This window comes from Pedobacter frigiditerrae (genome assembly GCF_004331645.1).
GTDB classification, from domain to species: Bacteria; Bacteroidota; Bacteroidia; order Sphingobacteriales; family Sphingobacteriaceae; genus Pedobacter; species Pedobacter frigiditerrae.
Window position 1 is genome coordinate 801,029 of record NZ_SJSK01000002.1, and the last position, 16,937, is coordinate 817,965.

General features: G+C 33.6%; 14 protein-coding genes. 9 read left to right on the plus strand and 5 right to left on the minus strand.

Going from position 1 to position 16,937, the window contains the following annotated elements; all coding sequences use genetic code 11:
- The first annotated feature begins 2 nt into the window (after window positions 1-2).
- Entirely contained in the window at window positions 3-1,103 is a 1,101-nt protein-coding gene (locus tag EZ428_RS10290; protein ID WP_131553054.1) for a DUF3810 domain-containing protein, read from the plus strand.
- Window positions 1,104-1,139: 36 nt separating this feature from the next.
- On the opposite strand, the gene miaE is transcribed toward EZ428_RS10290, so the two are convergent.
- The gene (gene miaE / locus EZ428_RS10295; RefSeq protein WP_131553055.1) at window positions 1,140-1,721 is read right to left on the minus strand and encodes a tRNA-(ms[2]io[6]A)-hydroxylase; all 582 of its coding nucleotides are present in this window, start codon (window positions 1,719-1,721) and stop codon (window positions 1,140-1,142) included.
- A 450-nt stretch (window positions 1,722-2,171) separates the two neighbouring features.
- On the opposite strand from miaE, the gene hscA reads away from it, so the two are divergent.
- Complete coding sequence (gene hscA, locus EZ428_RS10300; RefSeq protein ID WP_131553056.1) at window positions 2,172-4,034, plus strand: Fe-S protein assembly chaperone HscA; 1,863 nt, start codon at window positions 2,172-2,174, stop codon at window positions 4,032-4,034.
- Window positions 4,035-4,093: 59 nt separating this feature from the next.
- On the opposite strand, the gene EZ428_RS10305 is transcribed toward hscA, so the two are convergent.
- On the minus strand, window positions 4,094-4,531 hold the full coding sequence (locus EZ428_RS10305) for a DUF4395 domain-containing protein (RefSeq protein ID WP_165501749.1): 438 nt from the start codon (window positions 4,529-4,531) through the stop codon (window positions 4,094-4,096).
- Window positions 4,532-4,585: 54 nt separating this feature from the next.
- On the opposite strand from EZ428_RS10305, the gene EZ428_RS10310 reads away from it, so the two are divergent.
- From EZ428_RS10310 to EZ428_RS10340, 7 genes are all read left to right on the plus strand, one after another.
- Window positions 4,586-5,020 (plus strand): hypothetical protein, encoded by a 435-nt coding sequence (locus EZ428_RS10310; RefSeq protein ID WP_131553058.1) that lies wholly within the window; start codon window positions 4,586-4,588, stop codon window positions 5,018-5,020.
- Between the two features lie 108 nt (window positions 5,021-5,128).
- Entirely contained in the window at window positions 5,129-7,498 is a 2,370-nt protein-coding gene (locus EZ428_RS10315; protein WP_131553059.1) for a DUF2339 domain-containing protein, read from the plus strand.
- Window positions 7,479-8,711 (plus strand): DUF3999 family protein, encoded by a 1,233-nt coding sequence (locus tag EZ428_RS10320; protein WP_165501750.1) that lies wholly within the window; start codon window positions 7,479-7,481, stop codon window positions 8,709-8,711. The genes EZ428_RS10315 and EZ428_RS10320 overlap by 20 nt, the downstream gene beginning before the upstream one ends.
- A 414-nt stretch (window positions 8,712-9,125) precedes the next feature.
- Window positions 9,126-9,827 (plus strand): phytanoyl-CoA dioxygenase family protein, encoded by a 702-nt coding sequence (locus tag EZ428_RS10325; RefSeq protein ID WP_225871033.1) that lies wholly within the window; start codon window positions 9,126-9,128, stop codon window positions 9,825-9,827.
- A 167-nt stretch (window positions 9,828-9,994) separates the two neighbouring features.
- Window positions 9,995-11,302, plus strand: a complete 1,308-nt coding sequence (locus EZ428_RS10330) for an ATP-binding protein (RefSeq protein ID WP_131553062.1) — start codon at window positions 9,995-9,997, stop codon at window positions 11,300-11,302.
- Window positions 11,302-12,555: a tetratricopeptide repeat protein gene (locus EZ428_RS10335; protein ID WP_131553063.1), complete on the plus strand. Its 1,254-nt coding sequence runs from the start codon at window positions 11,302-11,304 to the stop codon at window positions 12,553-12,555. Before EZ428_RS10330 ends, EZ428_RS10335 begins: the two co-directional genes overlap by 1 nt.
- A gap of 68 nt (window positions 12,556-12,623) precedes the next feature.
- A complete protein-coding gene (locus tag EZ428_RS10340) occupies window positions 12,624-13,580 on the plus strand; it encodes a zinc dependent phospholipase C family protein (RefSeq protein ID WP_131553064.1) in 957 nt (318 codons plus the stop codon).
- A gap of 627 nt (window positions 13,581-14,207) precedes the next feature.
- On the opposite strand, the gene EZ428_RS10345 is transcribed toward EZ428_RS10340, so the two are convergent.
- From EZ428_RS10345 to dnaN, 3 genes are all read right to left on the minus strand, one after another.
- Window positions 14,208-14,831: a VTT domain-containing protein gene (locus EZ428_RS10345; RefSeq protein WP_225871034.1), complete on the minus strand. Its 624-nt coding sequence runs from the start codon at window positions 14,829-14,831 to the stop codon at window positions 14,208-14,210.
- A gap of 130 nt (window positions 14,832-14,961) precedes the next feature.
- On the minus strand, window positions 14,962-15,657 hold the full coding sequence (locus EZ428_RS10350; RefSeq protein WP_131553066.1) for a DUF4397 domain-containing protein: 696 nt from the start codon (window positions 15,655-15,657) through the stop codon (window positions 14,962-14,964).
- Between the two features lie 153 nt (window positions 15,658-15,810).
- Window positions 15,811-16,935: a DNA polymerase III subunit beta gene (gene dnaN, locus EZ428_RS10355; RefSeq protein WP_131553067.1), complete on the minus strand. Its 1,125-nt coding sequence runs from the start codon at window positions 16,933-16,935 to the stop codon at window positions 15,811-15,813.
- Between the last annotated feature and the right edge of the window lie 2 nt (window positions 16,936-16,937).

The window sequence follows — 16,937 nt, forward strand, 5'->3', positions numbered from 1 at the left end:
TTATGCAAACTACAACGCCTAGAAAGTTATTCATTAAATCTGCCATTATAATAGGTATTGCTTTACTTATCTTTCTTTTTGGTTTATTTCCTGAATTAGTTTTAGATGTTTATGTCAAAGGGTTTTACCCAATTATCTCTTCTGTTTTAAGATGGGTTTCTTCGTTATTTCCTTTTGCTGTTGGGGATATTTTATATGTGATATTAATCCTATATCTTCTTCGATTAATCGTTAGGTTCTGTTGGCGGCTTAAAAAGAAAGGTTGGCAAAAGACAGACAAACTCACCATCCCTATTTATATTCTTAATGCATTTCTGATTTTATTTATCAGCTTTAAATTGCTTTGGGGTTTAAATTATTCAAGGCCAAGCATAACTAAACAACTGAATATAAGTGATAAAAAATATGACGTTAAGGAATTGGTAAGCTTAGGCAATTATTTCATTGATAAATTAAATAAACTTCAACCACAAATTTCTTCTAAGCTTACCTATGACATCAATCAGCTTCGTGAAAAAGCAGTGGCAGATTATAAGGATTTGGTGCTAAAAAATCCTTTTTTTAAATATAATGTTCCATCAGTTAAACCTGTAATTAATGGCTGGCTCATAAGTAAAATAGGAATTGAAGGTTATTATAATCCTTTAAGTGGCGAAGCCAATGTTAACATGAAGTTACCTGCTTGGGTTTTGCCATTTGTAACCTGCCATGAAATCTCTCACCAAATGGGTGTTGCCAGAGAAGATGAAGCTAACTTGGTTGCTTATTTAGTGGGCATTAATAGCAAAGATGTAAATTTTCAGTATTCTGTAAATTACAATATGTTGCGATATATATTATTTGAAATCAGATTTAAATCTCCTGAGGATTATTTGGAGCTTAAAGACAAAATTAGTCCTGGTGTTTTAGCTAATTTTAAAGCTGAAAATGAATTTTGGGCTAAATACAGTGGCCAAATGTCTAACTACATGGGTATTGCCTTTGATAAATTCTTAAAGTTAAACAATCAGAAAAAAGGAATTAAGAGCTACCAGAATATTGTGGTTTGGTTATGGAATATACATAAAGATGAATTAAAGAAGTCCGAAAGTCTGAAAGATTAAGTCGCCATCCTAATCCCCCATTTTCCCTTTTACCTTTTAGCCGTGTATCGCTTCTTTATTACCGAAGCTCATGATTAATTCGCCTTCAAATTCCAACCATTCTTTCCAACGTTTATCTACATCTACATCGATGGTGTATTTACGGGCAAAGTTTAAGAATGTGGTGTAATGCCCTGCTTCTGAAACCATTAAATCGTGGTAAAATTTAGCTAATTCCTTATCTTTAATATTCTGAGATAAAACTCTGAAACGCTCACAACTTCTAGCTTCTATCATAGCTGCAAACAGCAGTCTTTCTATAAAGCTATTGTTTCTTGAACCATCTCTTTTGCAGAATTTCATTAACTGGCCCACATAATCATCCTTTCTACCACGACCTAAAGTATAACCTCTTTTCTTGATGATATCTACCACTTGCTGAAAATGTTGCATTTCTTCTAGAGCAATAATGGTTAATTCGGAAACCAAATCGATGTGTTCGCAATTATCTGCAATCAAATTAATAGCATTTGTAGCTGCTTTTTGTTCACACCAAGCGTGGTCGGTTAAAATCTCTTCTAAATTAGATTCTGCAATATTGGCCCAACGTGGGTCAGTCAATAATTTAAGTCCTAGCATGTGTCAAAATTACGAAATTAGTCGGGAAGTTGGGAGTTTTGAACCACCAAGAAACCAAAGAACACCTTAGTCTAAGTATAAACCTTAAAGCTCGCTTTACCTTTCTATCGCATTACGATACCCAATCGAGTTGGGTATGACGAACCGAAAGAGATCCTTTGTCAAAGTTCTAGGAGTCTTGCAAGTACTTTGACAAAGTTCATTCCCAAGAGCTACTGGCTTTGTTCAATAAACCTGATTTAGCGAGATGCCGATTTTATCGGCAGAAGCGAGAGCAGGACTGCATTTCCCGATAAGCACTAACAATCGTTTTCAAATTTTTAACCAGCAAAGAAACTAAACCAGGGAAGAGATTGATTTTCAAACTTTATCTTTCCGACTTTCGGACTTTCGGACTTTTTACATCTTTTGGACTTTAACCTTACAACATTATTGTAAATTTGCGCTGTTATGGCAAAAATATCCATCAACCTAGCAACAGGTTCGTTTCAAAAAGAAGAAATTATAGTTGGTATAGATTTAGGAACCACAAATAGTTTGGTTGCTTTTATCAATCCAGATAAAAACCCACAGGTAATTAATGACACAGGAAAAGGTTTTTTAGTGCCTTCTGTAGTACATTTTAACGAACATGGAGATGCAGAAGTTGGTAATGAGGCCAAAGCATATTTAACAACAGATCCTGCAAATACCATTTTTTCGGTAAAGCGTTTATTGGGTCGTTCTTACAAGGATGTTGCTAGTTACCAAGATATTTTTAGCTATAAAGTTATTGATGATGACAGCGATGCTTTAGTAAAAATTAAAGCTGGAAATAGATTTTATACACCGATTGAGCTTTCGGCAGAGATATTAAAAGAGTTAAAAGCAAGAGCAGAACACGCTTTGAAAACGCCAGTTAACAGAGCAGTTATCACAGTTCCAGCTTATTTTAACGACAGTCAGCGACAAGCAACTAGAGATGCTGGAAAATTAGCTGGATTGGATGTTTTGCGTATCGTTAATGAACCAACCGCCGCAAGTTTAGCCTATGGTTTGGGATTAGACCCTACTCAACAAAAAACAATTGCAGTTTACGATTTAGGTGGAGGAACTTTTGATGTTTCTATCCTTCAAATACAAAATGGAATTTTCGAAGTTTTGTCTACCAATGGCAATACATTTTTAGGTGGTGATGATTTTGATAGAGCAATTTTAAACTACTGGATTGAACAGAATAAATTAGATTTTGCAACCGTTGCACAGGATAACATTTTGATGCAAACTTTACGTTTACAAGCTGAGGCTGCTAAAAAAGCATTGTCGACCCAAAACTTATACAATGAGCAATTAGGAGAAATTTGGTGCACTTTAGACAAGCAGACTTTCGAGAAATTGATTGCGGATAAAGTTGCTGAAACTTTAACTTGCTGTAAACAAGCACTGGCTGATGCAAATTTAACTGTTGCCGATATTGATGAAGTGGTTTTAGTAGGTGGTTCTACACGTACGCCTTATGTAAAACAAGCTGTAAGCACCTTCTTTAATCGCCAACCACACGATCAAATTAACCCAGATGAAGTTGTGGCTTTAGGTGCTGCCATCCAAGCTGATATTCTGGCAGGCAACCGTTCTGATATTCTATTATTAGATGTTACACCTCTTTCATTAGGTATAGAAACCATGGGCGGATTGATGGACGTGATCATTGCTCGTAATAGCAAGGTTCCTACAAAAGCTGGTCGCCAGTATACTACTTCTATTGACGGACAGGTAAACATGAAAATATCTGTTTACCAAGGTGAGCGTGATTTAGTGAAAGAAAACAGAAAGTTGGCGGAATTTGATTTAAAAGGAATTCCGGCTATGCCTGCAGGTTTGCCAAAGGTTGACATTAACTTTTTATTAAATGCTGATGGAATTTTAACTGTTCAGGCTATTGAGTTACGTTCAGGTGTAAAACAAGAAATAGATGTGGTGCCGAGCTATGGTTTAAGCGATGATACCGTTGAGAAAATGTTAATCGACAGTATAGAAAATGCCAAAAGCGATGTGGAGCAACGAATGTTGATTGAAGCAAGAAGTGAAGGCGAACAATTGGTTTACACCGCAGAGCGATTCATAACTAAAAACAGTGAAATTTTAACCGAAGAAGAAATCAGTTCTACAAATGCACATATTGCAGCTTTAAAAGATGCTTTAGCTGAAGGGGATAAGGATATTATCCTTAAAAAAGCTGATGAATTAAATGAGTTTACTCGTCCTTTTGCAGAGCGGTTGATGGATATGGCAGTTGGACAAGCGATGAAGGGGAAGAGCATTGATAAACCGTAGTCAGTTTTCAGTTGTGTAATTGAAATTTGCCTTATCAGGCAAAGCTGAAGCTTATCACCCTATTTTCTCTTCGAAATAGATTGCCAAAGACTGTAAACATAACAGCCAACACAAATGGCAAATACGCTTTCCAATACGGCAAATAGGAGTAGCACAGTTGTTAATGCAATGGCGATGTATATTTGGTTAAATAAATAAAACGCTCCAATAACTAAGCAGAAAACAAAACCCAATGTAGCTGCAAATTTCTTTGGTGCTAGATCGGTTAATTTTGCGGGCAAGGAGAATAATTTAAAAAGCTTTAAGGCTATAAACTTCAATAGACTGAATTTTCCTGAGGTAAAAGCTCTTATTGCAAAATCTATCATCAAGAAAACAATGGCATAAAAATTCACAAACAGCAGGCTCACAGCGCCAATAATTGCCACCATCAATGCTATTAAACGAACTACATTTTCATTAATTCTTTCTGAAGATACTGGACAAGATATTTCCATTTGCTGATTTTTAACAAATGTATGGAATAACAGGATTAGCCGCATCCATAGGATATGAAATTTACAAAACTCGTATTATTTTCGTTTGCATTTAATTTTGTGATTATAGGTTTTGCAAGTGCTTATTATTTTGTCATTCCGCAAGCGTTTTTCTCTCAACGTAAAGATATGGCAATGATTTATTATAAATGCACAAGCTGTTCAGTTGCAATAGAAAACGCAGTTTCAGATTTCAATGGGGGGAATTATCAAATTATTTCTTGGGGGCTGCCCGATGGAAATCCCAAAAAATTAATAACAGTAAATTCAATTTTAGAATTAGACTACAATATCAAAAGCTTTCATGGTGGATGTATGTCAATACCATTAATAAACTGTTATAATAATAAAATGTATCAGCTTTTATTTAAAAAATATGGCAACCATTTCATCGGAGATGCATTTCGAAAAGCTGTAAAATTGAATAATGGAAGCATCCCTCCCCAATAATATTTTACCCTCCTATCAAATTCGTTCTTATATTTATTAAAGTGTTAGTCATCCGATGAATTGAGCAAAATGCCTATATTCATCGGATAACCATGAAAATTTAACTGAATGGATAATAAGGACGAGAAATTAAACTTACTGTTAATAAAGCTGGAAAATCTTTCCATCAGGCAACAAGATTTTGGAACAGAAATAAATATTTTAAGGGAAGAAATAAGGCAATTACAAGGGGGTATAGTACCAGCAATTCCGCAAAGCGAATATCAATCTAAACCTGTTGAGAAAATTAAAACTACTCCCGTAAGTTCTGCTCCTATTACCACTCCCCCACCTTTCCAAGCTAAGCCACAGCCTCAATTTAAACAGCCAAGTTTTACAGACAAGTTTAAAAGAGAAAATATTGGCAAATCTGATTTCGAGAAGTTCATTGGCGAAAATCTAATCAGCAAAATCGGGATTTTAATATTAGTCATCGGCGTTGCCTTTGGCGCAAAACTAGCCATCGATAAAGGACTGATTAGTCCGTTAACCAGAATCATTTTAGGGTATTTAGTTGGTGTTGGCTTAATGGGGTTTGCGATTAAACTCAAAGCAAAATACGAAAGTTTTAGTGCTGTTTTATTGAGCGGTTCTATAGCCATTATGTATTTCATTACTTATGCAGCTTATGGCTATTACCAGCTCATTCCTCAAACAATGGCATTCGTGTTGATGGCTGTTTTCACCTCATTTACAGTCGTCGCTGCTATAAAATATAATCAACAAGTTATTGCACATATCGGGATGGTTGGCGCTTATGCAGTTCCATTTTTGTTAAGCGATGGCTCTGGAAAAGTGGTTATCCTCTTTTCTTACATGGCCATCATCAACCTTGGTATTTTGGTTTTAGCCTTCAAAAAACATTGGAAACCTTTATTTTATTTATCGTTCGGCATTACATGGCTCATCTTTTTAGCTTGGCGAATTCCGCTGAGCGATGGTTTAAGTTATGCTAAGATAACCCTCCTATTTTCTGGCATTTTCTTTATTACTTTTTATATTACCAATCTGGCGTATAAAGTAATCAAGAAAGAACAATTCAACATTACCGATGTAATTATTCTATTGTTAAACTCTTTCATTTTCTATGGCATCGGTTATTATGCCTTAAATGAATCCCCAAATGGAAGTGAGTTATTAGGCTTATTTACTTTAGGCAATGCCATCATTCACTTTGTGGTAAGTTTAATCATATATAAAAGAAAGCTTGCCGACAAAAATCTTTTCTACTTTATCTTGGCAATGGTCATTACATTTATCACTATGGCTGTTCCCGTACAATTAAGTGGCAATTGGGTAACTATATTCTGGGTGGTTGAAGCTTCTATCCTCTTCTACTTAGGCAGGACGAAAAACATAGCTATCTATGAAAAACTGTCTTTTCCATTGATATTTTTAGCGTTTTTTAGTTTACTTCAAGATTGGTCGTTAACCTCAAGCGAGTTCGATTACATTTATGATTATGTACCAACCAAGCCATTCTTTAATGTAGGGTTTTTGAGTGCTTGTATATTTATTACAGCTTTTTCTATAATGTTTATTGTTAATAGAAAACCAAAGGCTGAAGATGAAAAAAGCAATGGTTTAAGGGAGATACTGAGTTATATTATTCTCAGTATTTTAATTGTAGTTGTTTACTATACCTTCAGAAAAGAGATTGCCAACTATTTCGAGAATTTATATCAGTACACTAAAGTTGATTTAAAACTAAATTCCAAAGAAGACTACGATTTTGCCTATAATTACAATTATCCTTTGTTGAAAACAGCTTGTGTTTACATCTACACACTACTATTCGCCAGTATTTTAACCTACCTGAATATAAGCAAAATAAAAAGCAAAGAGTTAGCCGTTACAAATGCAATATTAAACGTGTTAACCATTTTGGCTTTTCTTACCCAAGGATTATATGTTTTAAGTGAATTAAGAGAAGCTTATATTTTACAAGACAATAAATTCTTTGTAAGTGGCACAATGAACATTGGCATTAGATACATTTCATTAGTATTTTTTGCATTGCTGATTACCATTTGTTACCAATTAAGTAAATCTGAAATATTTAAGGTTAAGTTTAAAACGGCGTTCGATTATTTGCTGTACATCGCTATCCTTTGGGTACTGAGTAGTGAGCTATTACATATTTTAGAATTGAACGGCTTAAGCACCGGATACAAGTTAGGATTGAGCATTTTATGGGGAGTTTATGCTTTGTTCTTAATCGGGATGGGTTTATGGAAAAACAAAAAGTATTTACGAATTGGAGCCATCGCATTATTTGCGATTACTTTAATCAAGTTGTTCTTCTACGATATTTCATCTTTAGACACCATTTCTAAAACCATTGTTTTTGTATCGCTTGGTATACTCTTACTCATCATTTCATTCCTTTATAACAAATACAAACTTAAAATTAACGATGATGTTAAAGCAGAAAATTAAACTTACAGCAATATTTATACTTGGCGCTTTAGGTTTAAAAGCGCAAACAAATCAATTTCAATACCAAAGGGATCTAAAAGGTGTGACAACCAATTGGCATAGTTTACAAATCCCAAATCAGGTTTTTAAAAAGGCTAATGCTGGATTGGAAGATTTAAGGATTTATGGCATTAAAGGCAAAGACACCATTGAAGTGCCTTACATTTTAGAACAAAGTGCCAATCAGGTTACTGAACGAGAAACATCTTTTAATATCATTAACCAAACGCATAACCAGAATGGCTATTATTACACCTTTCAAGCATCAGTTGCTGCTACCTTAAACCAAATTAGGCTTTCATTTAAACAAGCAAACTTCGACTGGAAAGTAGCCTTAGAAGGCAGTAACAACAACACCGAATGGTTTACAGTTTTAAAGGACTATCGTATTTTATCCATCAAAAACAACAATACCGATTATCAGTTTACACAATTGAATTTCGCTGATGCAAAGTACACTTATTTTAGAATTTGTATTAAAGCCAATGAACAACCTGAGTTAAATGCAGCTAAAATCTTAAAGGCAGATACCCTAAAAGGCATTGATGCGGCTATTCCATTTTCAGGTTATCAATTACAAAATGATGCTAAAAACAAACAAACTTTGGTTGATATTAACTTGGGTGATATTGTTCCCTTATCTTATTTAAAGTTAAATGTACAGAGCGATTTCGATTTTTACAGAGCATTTAAGATTGAGTTTGCAACTGATAGTTTTAAAACCGATAAAGGCATTCAGTATAATTATGCTCCTTTATATGAAGGCACATTAAGTTCTCTAGAATTTCCAGAATTTCGTTTCAAAAGCACACTGGTATCTAGATTGAGAATTACCATAGAAAACAATGATAATAAACCCCTACGCTTAAATTCTATTGCACTAAAAGGTCCAGTTTATGAGTTAATGGCCCGTTTTGAAAAAACAGATTATAACTATGCACTTTATTATGGCAAAAAAGAGGCCGTTGCGCCAAGTTATGAGTTAAAGAATTTTGAGAATAAAATCCCAATGGAGATGACTGCCTTAACGGTTGGCGAAGAGAAAATCAATCCAGCATTTGCTGCCCCTAAAATTGAAAAACCGTTATTCGAAAATAAACTATGGCTTTGGTGTTTAATGGGCATTATTATTAGCCTATTGGGTTTCTTTGCTTATAAAATGTTAAATAGTTAGGGCTTCTTGGTTCGTCATTGCTTCTCCCGATTTCATCGGGAGAAGCAATCTCATTTTGAAATAAAAAAGAAAGGTTGATGAAATACAAATGGTCACAATTATCTTCTAACAATTGAAAACAAATAAATTTATCATATTGTCATTATCCATAAGTATTTTAGTTATAATTTGCTTATTGATACTCAATTATAAAATTGCTCAGCAATATATTTTAGCAGATGGTAAAACTAGAGCATTATTTGGTTTAATCGAGCTATCTTATTTGAGCTACGAAATAATTCTATTTGCTTTTGGGATTTTATCTTTTTTAATTGCGGCATTTAGACTTAGAAATAATTGGGTTCTAATAACCAATCTAACATTTTTTTTAAGTTTAATTTCAATTGCATTAATTTTTATTCCTTTATGGAGATTATGGATATAAATAACAAAATCTCCGCCAATGGCTTTTCCATCATTCCAAACATTTATAATGATGAGGAAATTGAACAGATTTTAGAAGTAATTAATCAAGTAGATACTTCAAAAGATACATTTAGAAAATCTGCTGATTTATTTGCCATTAGGCAATTCTTAAAAGAAGTTCCAGCTGTTCATGATTTAATCTTTAATGAAAAATTAAAAGCTATTATTCAATCTACTTTTGGCGATAACTATTTCGTGGTTAAGTCCATTTACTTCGATAAACCAGAACAGTCCAATTGGTTTGTAGCTTATCATCAAGATTTAACTATTTCTGTGGACAAGAAAATTGAACTGGAAAATTTTGGACCTTGGACAGTTAAACAAAATCAGTTTGCCGTTCAACCACCTATTGATATTTTGCAGCATAACTTTACCATTCGCATTCATTTAGATCACACTGATGAAAATAATGGTGCATTAAAAATTATTCCAAAATCTCATTTAAAAGGAATTTACAGACCAGAAACAATAGACTGGACCATTGAAAGGGAAACCATTTGTAGGATAGAAAAAGGAGGCTTAATGATAATGAAACCTTTATTATTACATAGCTCATCTAAAACCACAAACAACAATAAGAGAAGAGTAATTCATATCGAGTTCTCTAATGTCGAATTGCCTAATGAATTGCAATGGGCAGAAAGGATTTAATTTCAAACACTACTAATTATAACCAAAATATAATTTTATTTCTGCTTCTTCCTTTCCTTAGCTCATAACAAAATTAGATGAACCTAGGATAAAATTCACAATGGAAAAGAATAATCAACAGAGGGATTTTAATCTTTTCCTTATATTCATTTTTTTAAAACAATAATATGAATGACAATACAATTGATAGTTTAAGAGACGCCCTAAAACATTCACCTGAAAATACACCTTTAAGACTTTTACTTGCTGATACTTTACTAGATTTAAATAGACTTGAAGAGGCAGAAGCCGAATACAACATGATTTTAAAAACATCTACCAACATCAAGGTTAAGTTTGGTTTGGCTACTACCTTCTTTAAAAAAGGTAGTTATTCTGCGTGTAATGTAATCTTAGAAGAAGTAATTGAAAAAGGAACAACCGATGTAAATATTTTAACATTATATGCTAAGGCACTACTAAAAGAAAATGCAGTTAGCAAGGCCATCGAAACTTACAAAAAGGCTTTAGCTATTAATCCAAACCATTCTGACGAAGAATTAGATAATCAATTAAGATTAAAAGGTCACAATGAAGCAGAAGTAGTTAATGAAGAAATAGACAATAGGTTTCTACAAAAGCCAACCATTAATTTTAGTGATGTTGGGGGAATGGATATCGTCAAAAAAGAGATCGAATTAAAAATAATCAAACCCTTATTACATCCAGAACTTTATAAAGCTTATGGCAAGAAAACTGGCGGAGGAATTTTACTATATGGCCCACCCGGTTGCGGAAAAACATTTATCGCAAAGGCAACCGCTGGTCAAGTAAATGCAAAGTTTATAAGTGTAGGTTTAAATGATATTTTGGACATGTGGATTGGAAATAGCGAAAAAAACCTTCATGAAATTTTTGAATTAGCCAGACAAAACACGCCTTGCGTTTTATTTATTGATGAAATTGATGCCCTTGGTGCAAGCAGAAGTGACATGAAACAATCAAGTGGAAGACATTTGATTAATCAATTTTTACAGGAGTTAGACGGAATTGACAATAACAATGATGGTGTATTAATTCTTGGCGCAACAAATACGCCTTGGAACTTAGACCCAGCATTTAGGAGGCCAGGAAGATTTGATAGGATAGTCTTTGTTCCGCCACCTGATGAGGTTTCTAGGGAATCTATTTTAAGACTAAAACTCCAAAATAAACCAACAACAAATATCGATTATGTTAGTCTTTCCAGAAAAATAGAAAATTTCTCAGGAGCTGATATTGATGCCATTATTGACATTGCAATAGAACTTAAGCTAGAAGCCTCATTCATTGATGGTATCCCTAAGCCAATAGACACAAGTGATTTACAGAATGCAATAAAAAAGCACAAAGCTAGTACGCAAGAATGGTTCATGACAGCTAAGAATTTTGCCATGTTTGCAAATGATGCAGGTTTATATGACGACATTCTAACCTATCTAAAAATTAAAAAATAATGAGCGATAACCTGCTACTAAAAGTCGAAATTCTAATTCAACAAAATAAATTTGCAGAAGCAGAAAAGATATTAAAGAATTTACTCTCTGAAGACTCCAATAATGTTCATTTTTTGGCATTATTGGCTGAAGTAAATTTGCAACAAGACAAGTTTGATAGTGCTACAAGTATTATTAATAATGCAATTAGCTTAGCTCCAGATCACCCTCATTTGTTCTATATCAAAGCAAGAATTGCAATTCAACAAGATGATTATGATAATGCAGAAGAAAACATTAAGCAGTCTATAGAATTAGACCCATTTGATGCTGATTATTTTGCACTATTAGCTAATCTCAAGTTATCTCGAAAACAATATGATGAAGCTTTAGACTTTGCCAATAAGGCTTTAGAAATTGATGCAGAAAACATACTAGGACTAAATACCAGAAGTTCGGCCTTATTAAAGTTAGATAAAGCTGAAGAATCTTTCGAAACGATTGAAGGTGCTTTAAGGGAAGACCCTAACAATGCATATACGCATGCAAATTATGGTTGGGGTTTATTAGAAAAAGGGAATCACAAAAAAGCATTGGTTCATTTTAAGGAATCATTAAAAAACGACCCAAATTTTCATTATGCACAAGCAGGTATGATGGAGGCTTTAAAAGCCAGCAATCCAATTTACAAGCTTTTCCTTCAATACTCATTTTGGATGAGTAACATGACGGCAAAATACCAGTGGGTTTTCATTATAGGATTTTATGCTGGCATAAGAGTATTGCGGGCATTGGCAAACAACAATGAAACGTTGCAACCTTATCTCACCCCAATCATCATTGCACTATCATTAGTTGCATTTTCTACTTGGATAATGAACCCAATTGGCAATTTGTTCTTAAGGTTTAATACTTATGGCAATCTATTACTTGATAAAAATGAAAAAGCAAGTTCAAATTTTGTAGCTGCTAGTGCAGGTATTTTTCTTGTAGGGGTTTTGCTTTATTTCCTTTTCAAAGAAGATAAATTTTTAAGCCTCACTTTTTTTGGCTTTGCGATGATGCTACCTTTTAGCTTAATGTTTTCTCCATCAAAATACAAAAACGCATTCCTTATTTATGCTATCATAATGGCCATTTTAGGGACTTTAGCTATAGCAGTCGCATTCTTAACGGGTGTACTATTTAATTTATTAAGTGTGATTTTCGCAGTTGGTTTTATTGGTTTTCAATGGATTGCGAACTTTTTAATGATTAAGGAAAACAATAAATAACTGATTTATAAATGGTAAGAATTGAGTAATGCTTTCTAATTCTTACCATTTTTCTCTATCTTCATCTTATGAAAAGATTAACAATTTTAACCTTGTTAATCATCCCTTTTCTATTGTGTACTTCTTGGGGCTTTTTTGCGCATCGGCGGATTAATCAGCTGGCTATATTTACTTTGCCTGCAGAAATGATTAACTTCTACAAGACCGGCCATAAACACATAACAGAGCATGCTGTAGACCCAGATAAAAGAAGATATATCGATACGCTTGAAGCCCCAAGACATTATTTGGATGTAGAAAATTATGAAGAAAACATCGATAGTATTCCTGAAAAATTTAATGATGCTTTAGCCAAATACGGACAAAAGAAATTAAATGAAAGTGGCATTGTACCTTGGCAAATTCAACGAACTTATTATAGTTTAGTTAAGGCTTTTAAAACTCATGATTCGCTTAAAATATTAAAATACTCGGCAGAACTTGGTCACTACATTGGCGATGCTCATGTCCCTTTACACACCACAAATAACCATAACGGACAATTGACTAACCAAGTTGGCATTCATGCTTTTTGGGAAAGTAGAATTCCAGAATTATTTGCTGGTAAATACAATTTTTTGGTGGGCAAAGCGATTTATATAGACAATCCGCTTAAAACTGCTTGGGTTGTTGTTAAACATTCACATAGCTTATTAGATAGTGTATTAGTGCTTGAAACACAGTTGAACAAATCATTTCCTTCCGACCAGAAATATAGTTTCTCTGAACGAAATAACATCGTAATCAAACAATACTCAGAAGCCTATGCTAAAGCTTATCAAGAAAAAATGAATGGAATGGTAGAAAAACAAATGCGCTCAGCAATTATTACCATTGGTTCTTTTTGGTTCTCTGCTTGGGTTGATGCCGGTCAGCCAGAACTAAAAAACCTAATTAAACTAGAACCTGATCCAGAAGAAAAGAAATGGACAGAGCAACAGGAGAAAAAGTATCAAGAAGGAAAGATTATTGGTAGAGAGAATTGATCTCAATTTCACCCATCGAAGAAAACACAGCGAAAGCTCTGGTCTTATAGGTCGAATTGAATCCAAAGAATTATAACACTGAAACGAATATATGATAAAAAACCTAAATGTAGCATATTGAAGCTAGTTGACTACATCCGACTGCATTTTACCAGCTCGAATGGTTGTTGTTCGAGACTTCTCCCAGTCTTGTTCGAGAAACCTTGCTTTAAAGGCCGATTCTTCGAACGAATCTAGGAGGAATGTGGGAGAAAACACCTGCAATTTTAGCCCTTGAATTGTAATTAATGAAGATATTTATCTTACAATATGACACTCCATTCACTTTTACAATATAAAATTGCTTGCTAATTCAGTTGAGTTATTACCTAATACTTAGGTCAGATTACGTTTATATCAGGCTTGGTAAATTTGAAAAGCCCAATAAATTGGAAGCCGTCTCTATAAGAAAAAAGGAAAATAAGGTTAAAGAAAATTAAAAGGAAAGGAAAAATTATTAGTAGAGAAATTAAAAAAATCGTCATTTCGAAATGAGCCTTTCGCGATTGAGAAAGCTGTTAATTATAATCACAAAAGAGCATATTATTAACAGATATCTCCCTGAGGTCGATATGACGCAACACTTTATTACTTCTCTTCGGTTAACTCCTCTTCAATTTGTTTTTCAACTGGTTTCTTTGAGAATACTGATTTTAAAGCTCCATAAACAACTGGCACAAAAGTACCCACAGCAATAATTAAAACCAATATTTCGAAATTCTTTTCTACAAATGGAATTTTACCTAATAAGAAACCTGCAAACAATAAACTAGATATCCATGCGATGCCACCTACAACGTTATAATAAGTAAACTTACCAAATGACATTCTAGCTGCTCCTGCAACAAAAGGTGCAATTGTTCTTACAATTGGTAAAAAGCGACTAAACACAATTGCTCTTGCCCCATGCTTCTCAAAATATTCGTGAGATTGATGATAATATTTCAGCTTAAGAATTTTATTATTTTCTTTGAAAACTTTAATACCAAAATATTTACCCAAATGATAATTCACTGAATTTCCTAAAATGGCGGCAGCAATTAAAATAACTAACATGAACCAAATATTTAAACCAGTTCCATCTCCTGCAACCAAAGCTCCAACCGCAAATAGCATCGAATCTCCAGGCAAGAATGGGGTAACTACAAATCCAGTTTCTGCAAAAATAATGATGAATAAAATAAGGTAAGTCCAGGTTTTATATTCCTGCATGATTACTTCTAACGTTTCTTTCGTATTAGTAAGTAATTGTATTAGTAGATCGAAGAATTCCAAGTTTTATAATTTTTCCTCAAAAATAGGTATATGGATTGACAACCACATCAATTTTAAAAATATGATGTTAATTGTAAGTAATTTTATTGATAGTAAGGTTAGCATTTGAACTACCACTAAACCAAAAAGTATAAATTTTACCTGCTTCAATTTGAGCGGTTGGCACAACTTTAACGATTCCTGTTCCTAAAACAGAAATCCTTAAATCTGCATCTGGGTCAACTGAAAAATAAGCCGATGCCTCTGCAAAAGGTAAAGAATTAACCAACAATATCGCTCCAGTTAAATTTACATTAATAGAGTTTGTAAAATATGGACTTGCGTTTACAAATCTAATTCTAGCTTTCCCCGCTTCAGTTGCACCTAGATTATCTTCTAAGGTTAACACAGAGCCTTTATTGGTTCTGTCTTCTAAATAAAATGAAGTATAAGATATAGTTGGTACAAAAATCACTTCCGATTCAGCCTCATCAACTCCGTTATTCTGAACTTTTGAAGCCTTGGTCCCTGATTCTACCTTAACATATTCACTCCCTTCTCCAAAAGCTAATGCCGTTGAATTAATTTTTGCATTATCTAAATAAAAATCAACTGATGTAGAAGTATGTGAAGCATTTACCATTCTAACTTTTGCCTCTCCTTTTACTTCTTTCTTGCTTATCGTTTCGTCCTTTTTACAAGAAACTAGACACATCATTACTACAAAAAACGATAGAAATAAATAAGAATTTCTTTGATTTGAAGAAAGTAGCGCTATTTTCATAGGAATAGTTTTGGTAATGGCTTATAACAATAATGGCTTGGTCAAAAACCAAGCCATTATTGTTAAATTAAAGGTCGTATATTGTAAGTTTTATGTTAAGTTCAAGCTATAAACTTACAGCCTTTTTTCTTTGTTCCTTAATCCTTTTTCGTACTAATAACTATTGTTAAGCATTACAGGCATCACTAACATTAAAACATCTTCGTTTTCGTCGTTGGTTTGTGGAATTAATAAACCTGCTCGGTTTGGAGTTGACAACTCTAAAGTAACTTCCTCGCCACTTAAATTGTTTAACATTTCGATTAAGAAACGTGCGTTAAAGCCAATTTCTAAATCTTCACCTTCATATTGGCAACTTAAACGTTCGTGAGCTTCATTAGCAAAATCTAAATCTTCTGAAGAGATATTTAATTCGCTTCCGTTAATTTTCAATCGCACTTGATGTGTGGTTTTATTAGCAAAAATTACAACCCTACGTAAAGTATTTAAGAACAAAGCTCTATCGATTACCAATTTATTAGGATTGTTAGCAGGAATTACTGCTTCATAATCTGGATAACGTTCATCAATTAAACGACAAACTAGATTGATGTTCTCAAATTTAAAGAAAGCACTTGTTGCATTGTAATCAACTGAAACATTAACATCAGTACTTGGTAAAGCAGCTTTTAACAAAGTTAATGCTTTTTTAGGCAAAATAAATGATGAAGCTTTATCTGCCTTGCTATCCATTCTACGGTAACGCACCAATTTATGTGCATCAGTTGCTACAAAAGTGATATGTTGAGGAGAAAGTTGGCAATAAACACCTGTCATTGCTGGCCTTAACTCATCATTACTAACTGCAAAAATGGTTTTTGTAATGGCTTCTGTTAAAACTGAAGCTGGCAAATTAACTGAAGATGCATTTTCTACAACAGGGATTTTTGGAAAATCATCTCCATTTTCTCCGCTTAATTTATACTTTCCATCACCCGCACTAATTTCAATTGAAAATGTATTATCATCAATATTAAATGAAATTGGTTGATCTGGCAATGTTTTTAAGGTATCTAATAATATTCTAGATGGAACGGCAACTTTACCTTCTTCCTTAGACTCTACAGCCAAAGCGGTTGTCATGCTAGTTTGCAAGTCAGTAGCTGAGATAGTTAAGTTTCCGTCTTTAATTTCGAACAAGAAGTTTTCTAAGATAGGCAAAACTGTACTGCTGCTAGATGCACCATTAACGGTTTGTAAATGTTTTAATAACGTCGAAGTTGATACTATAAATCTCATAG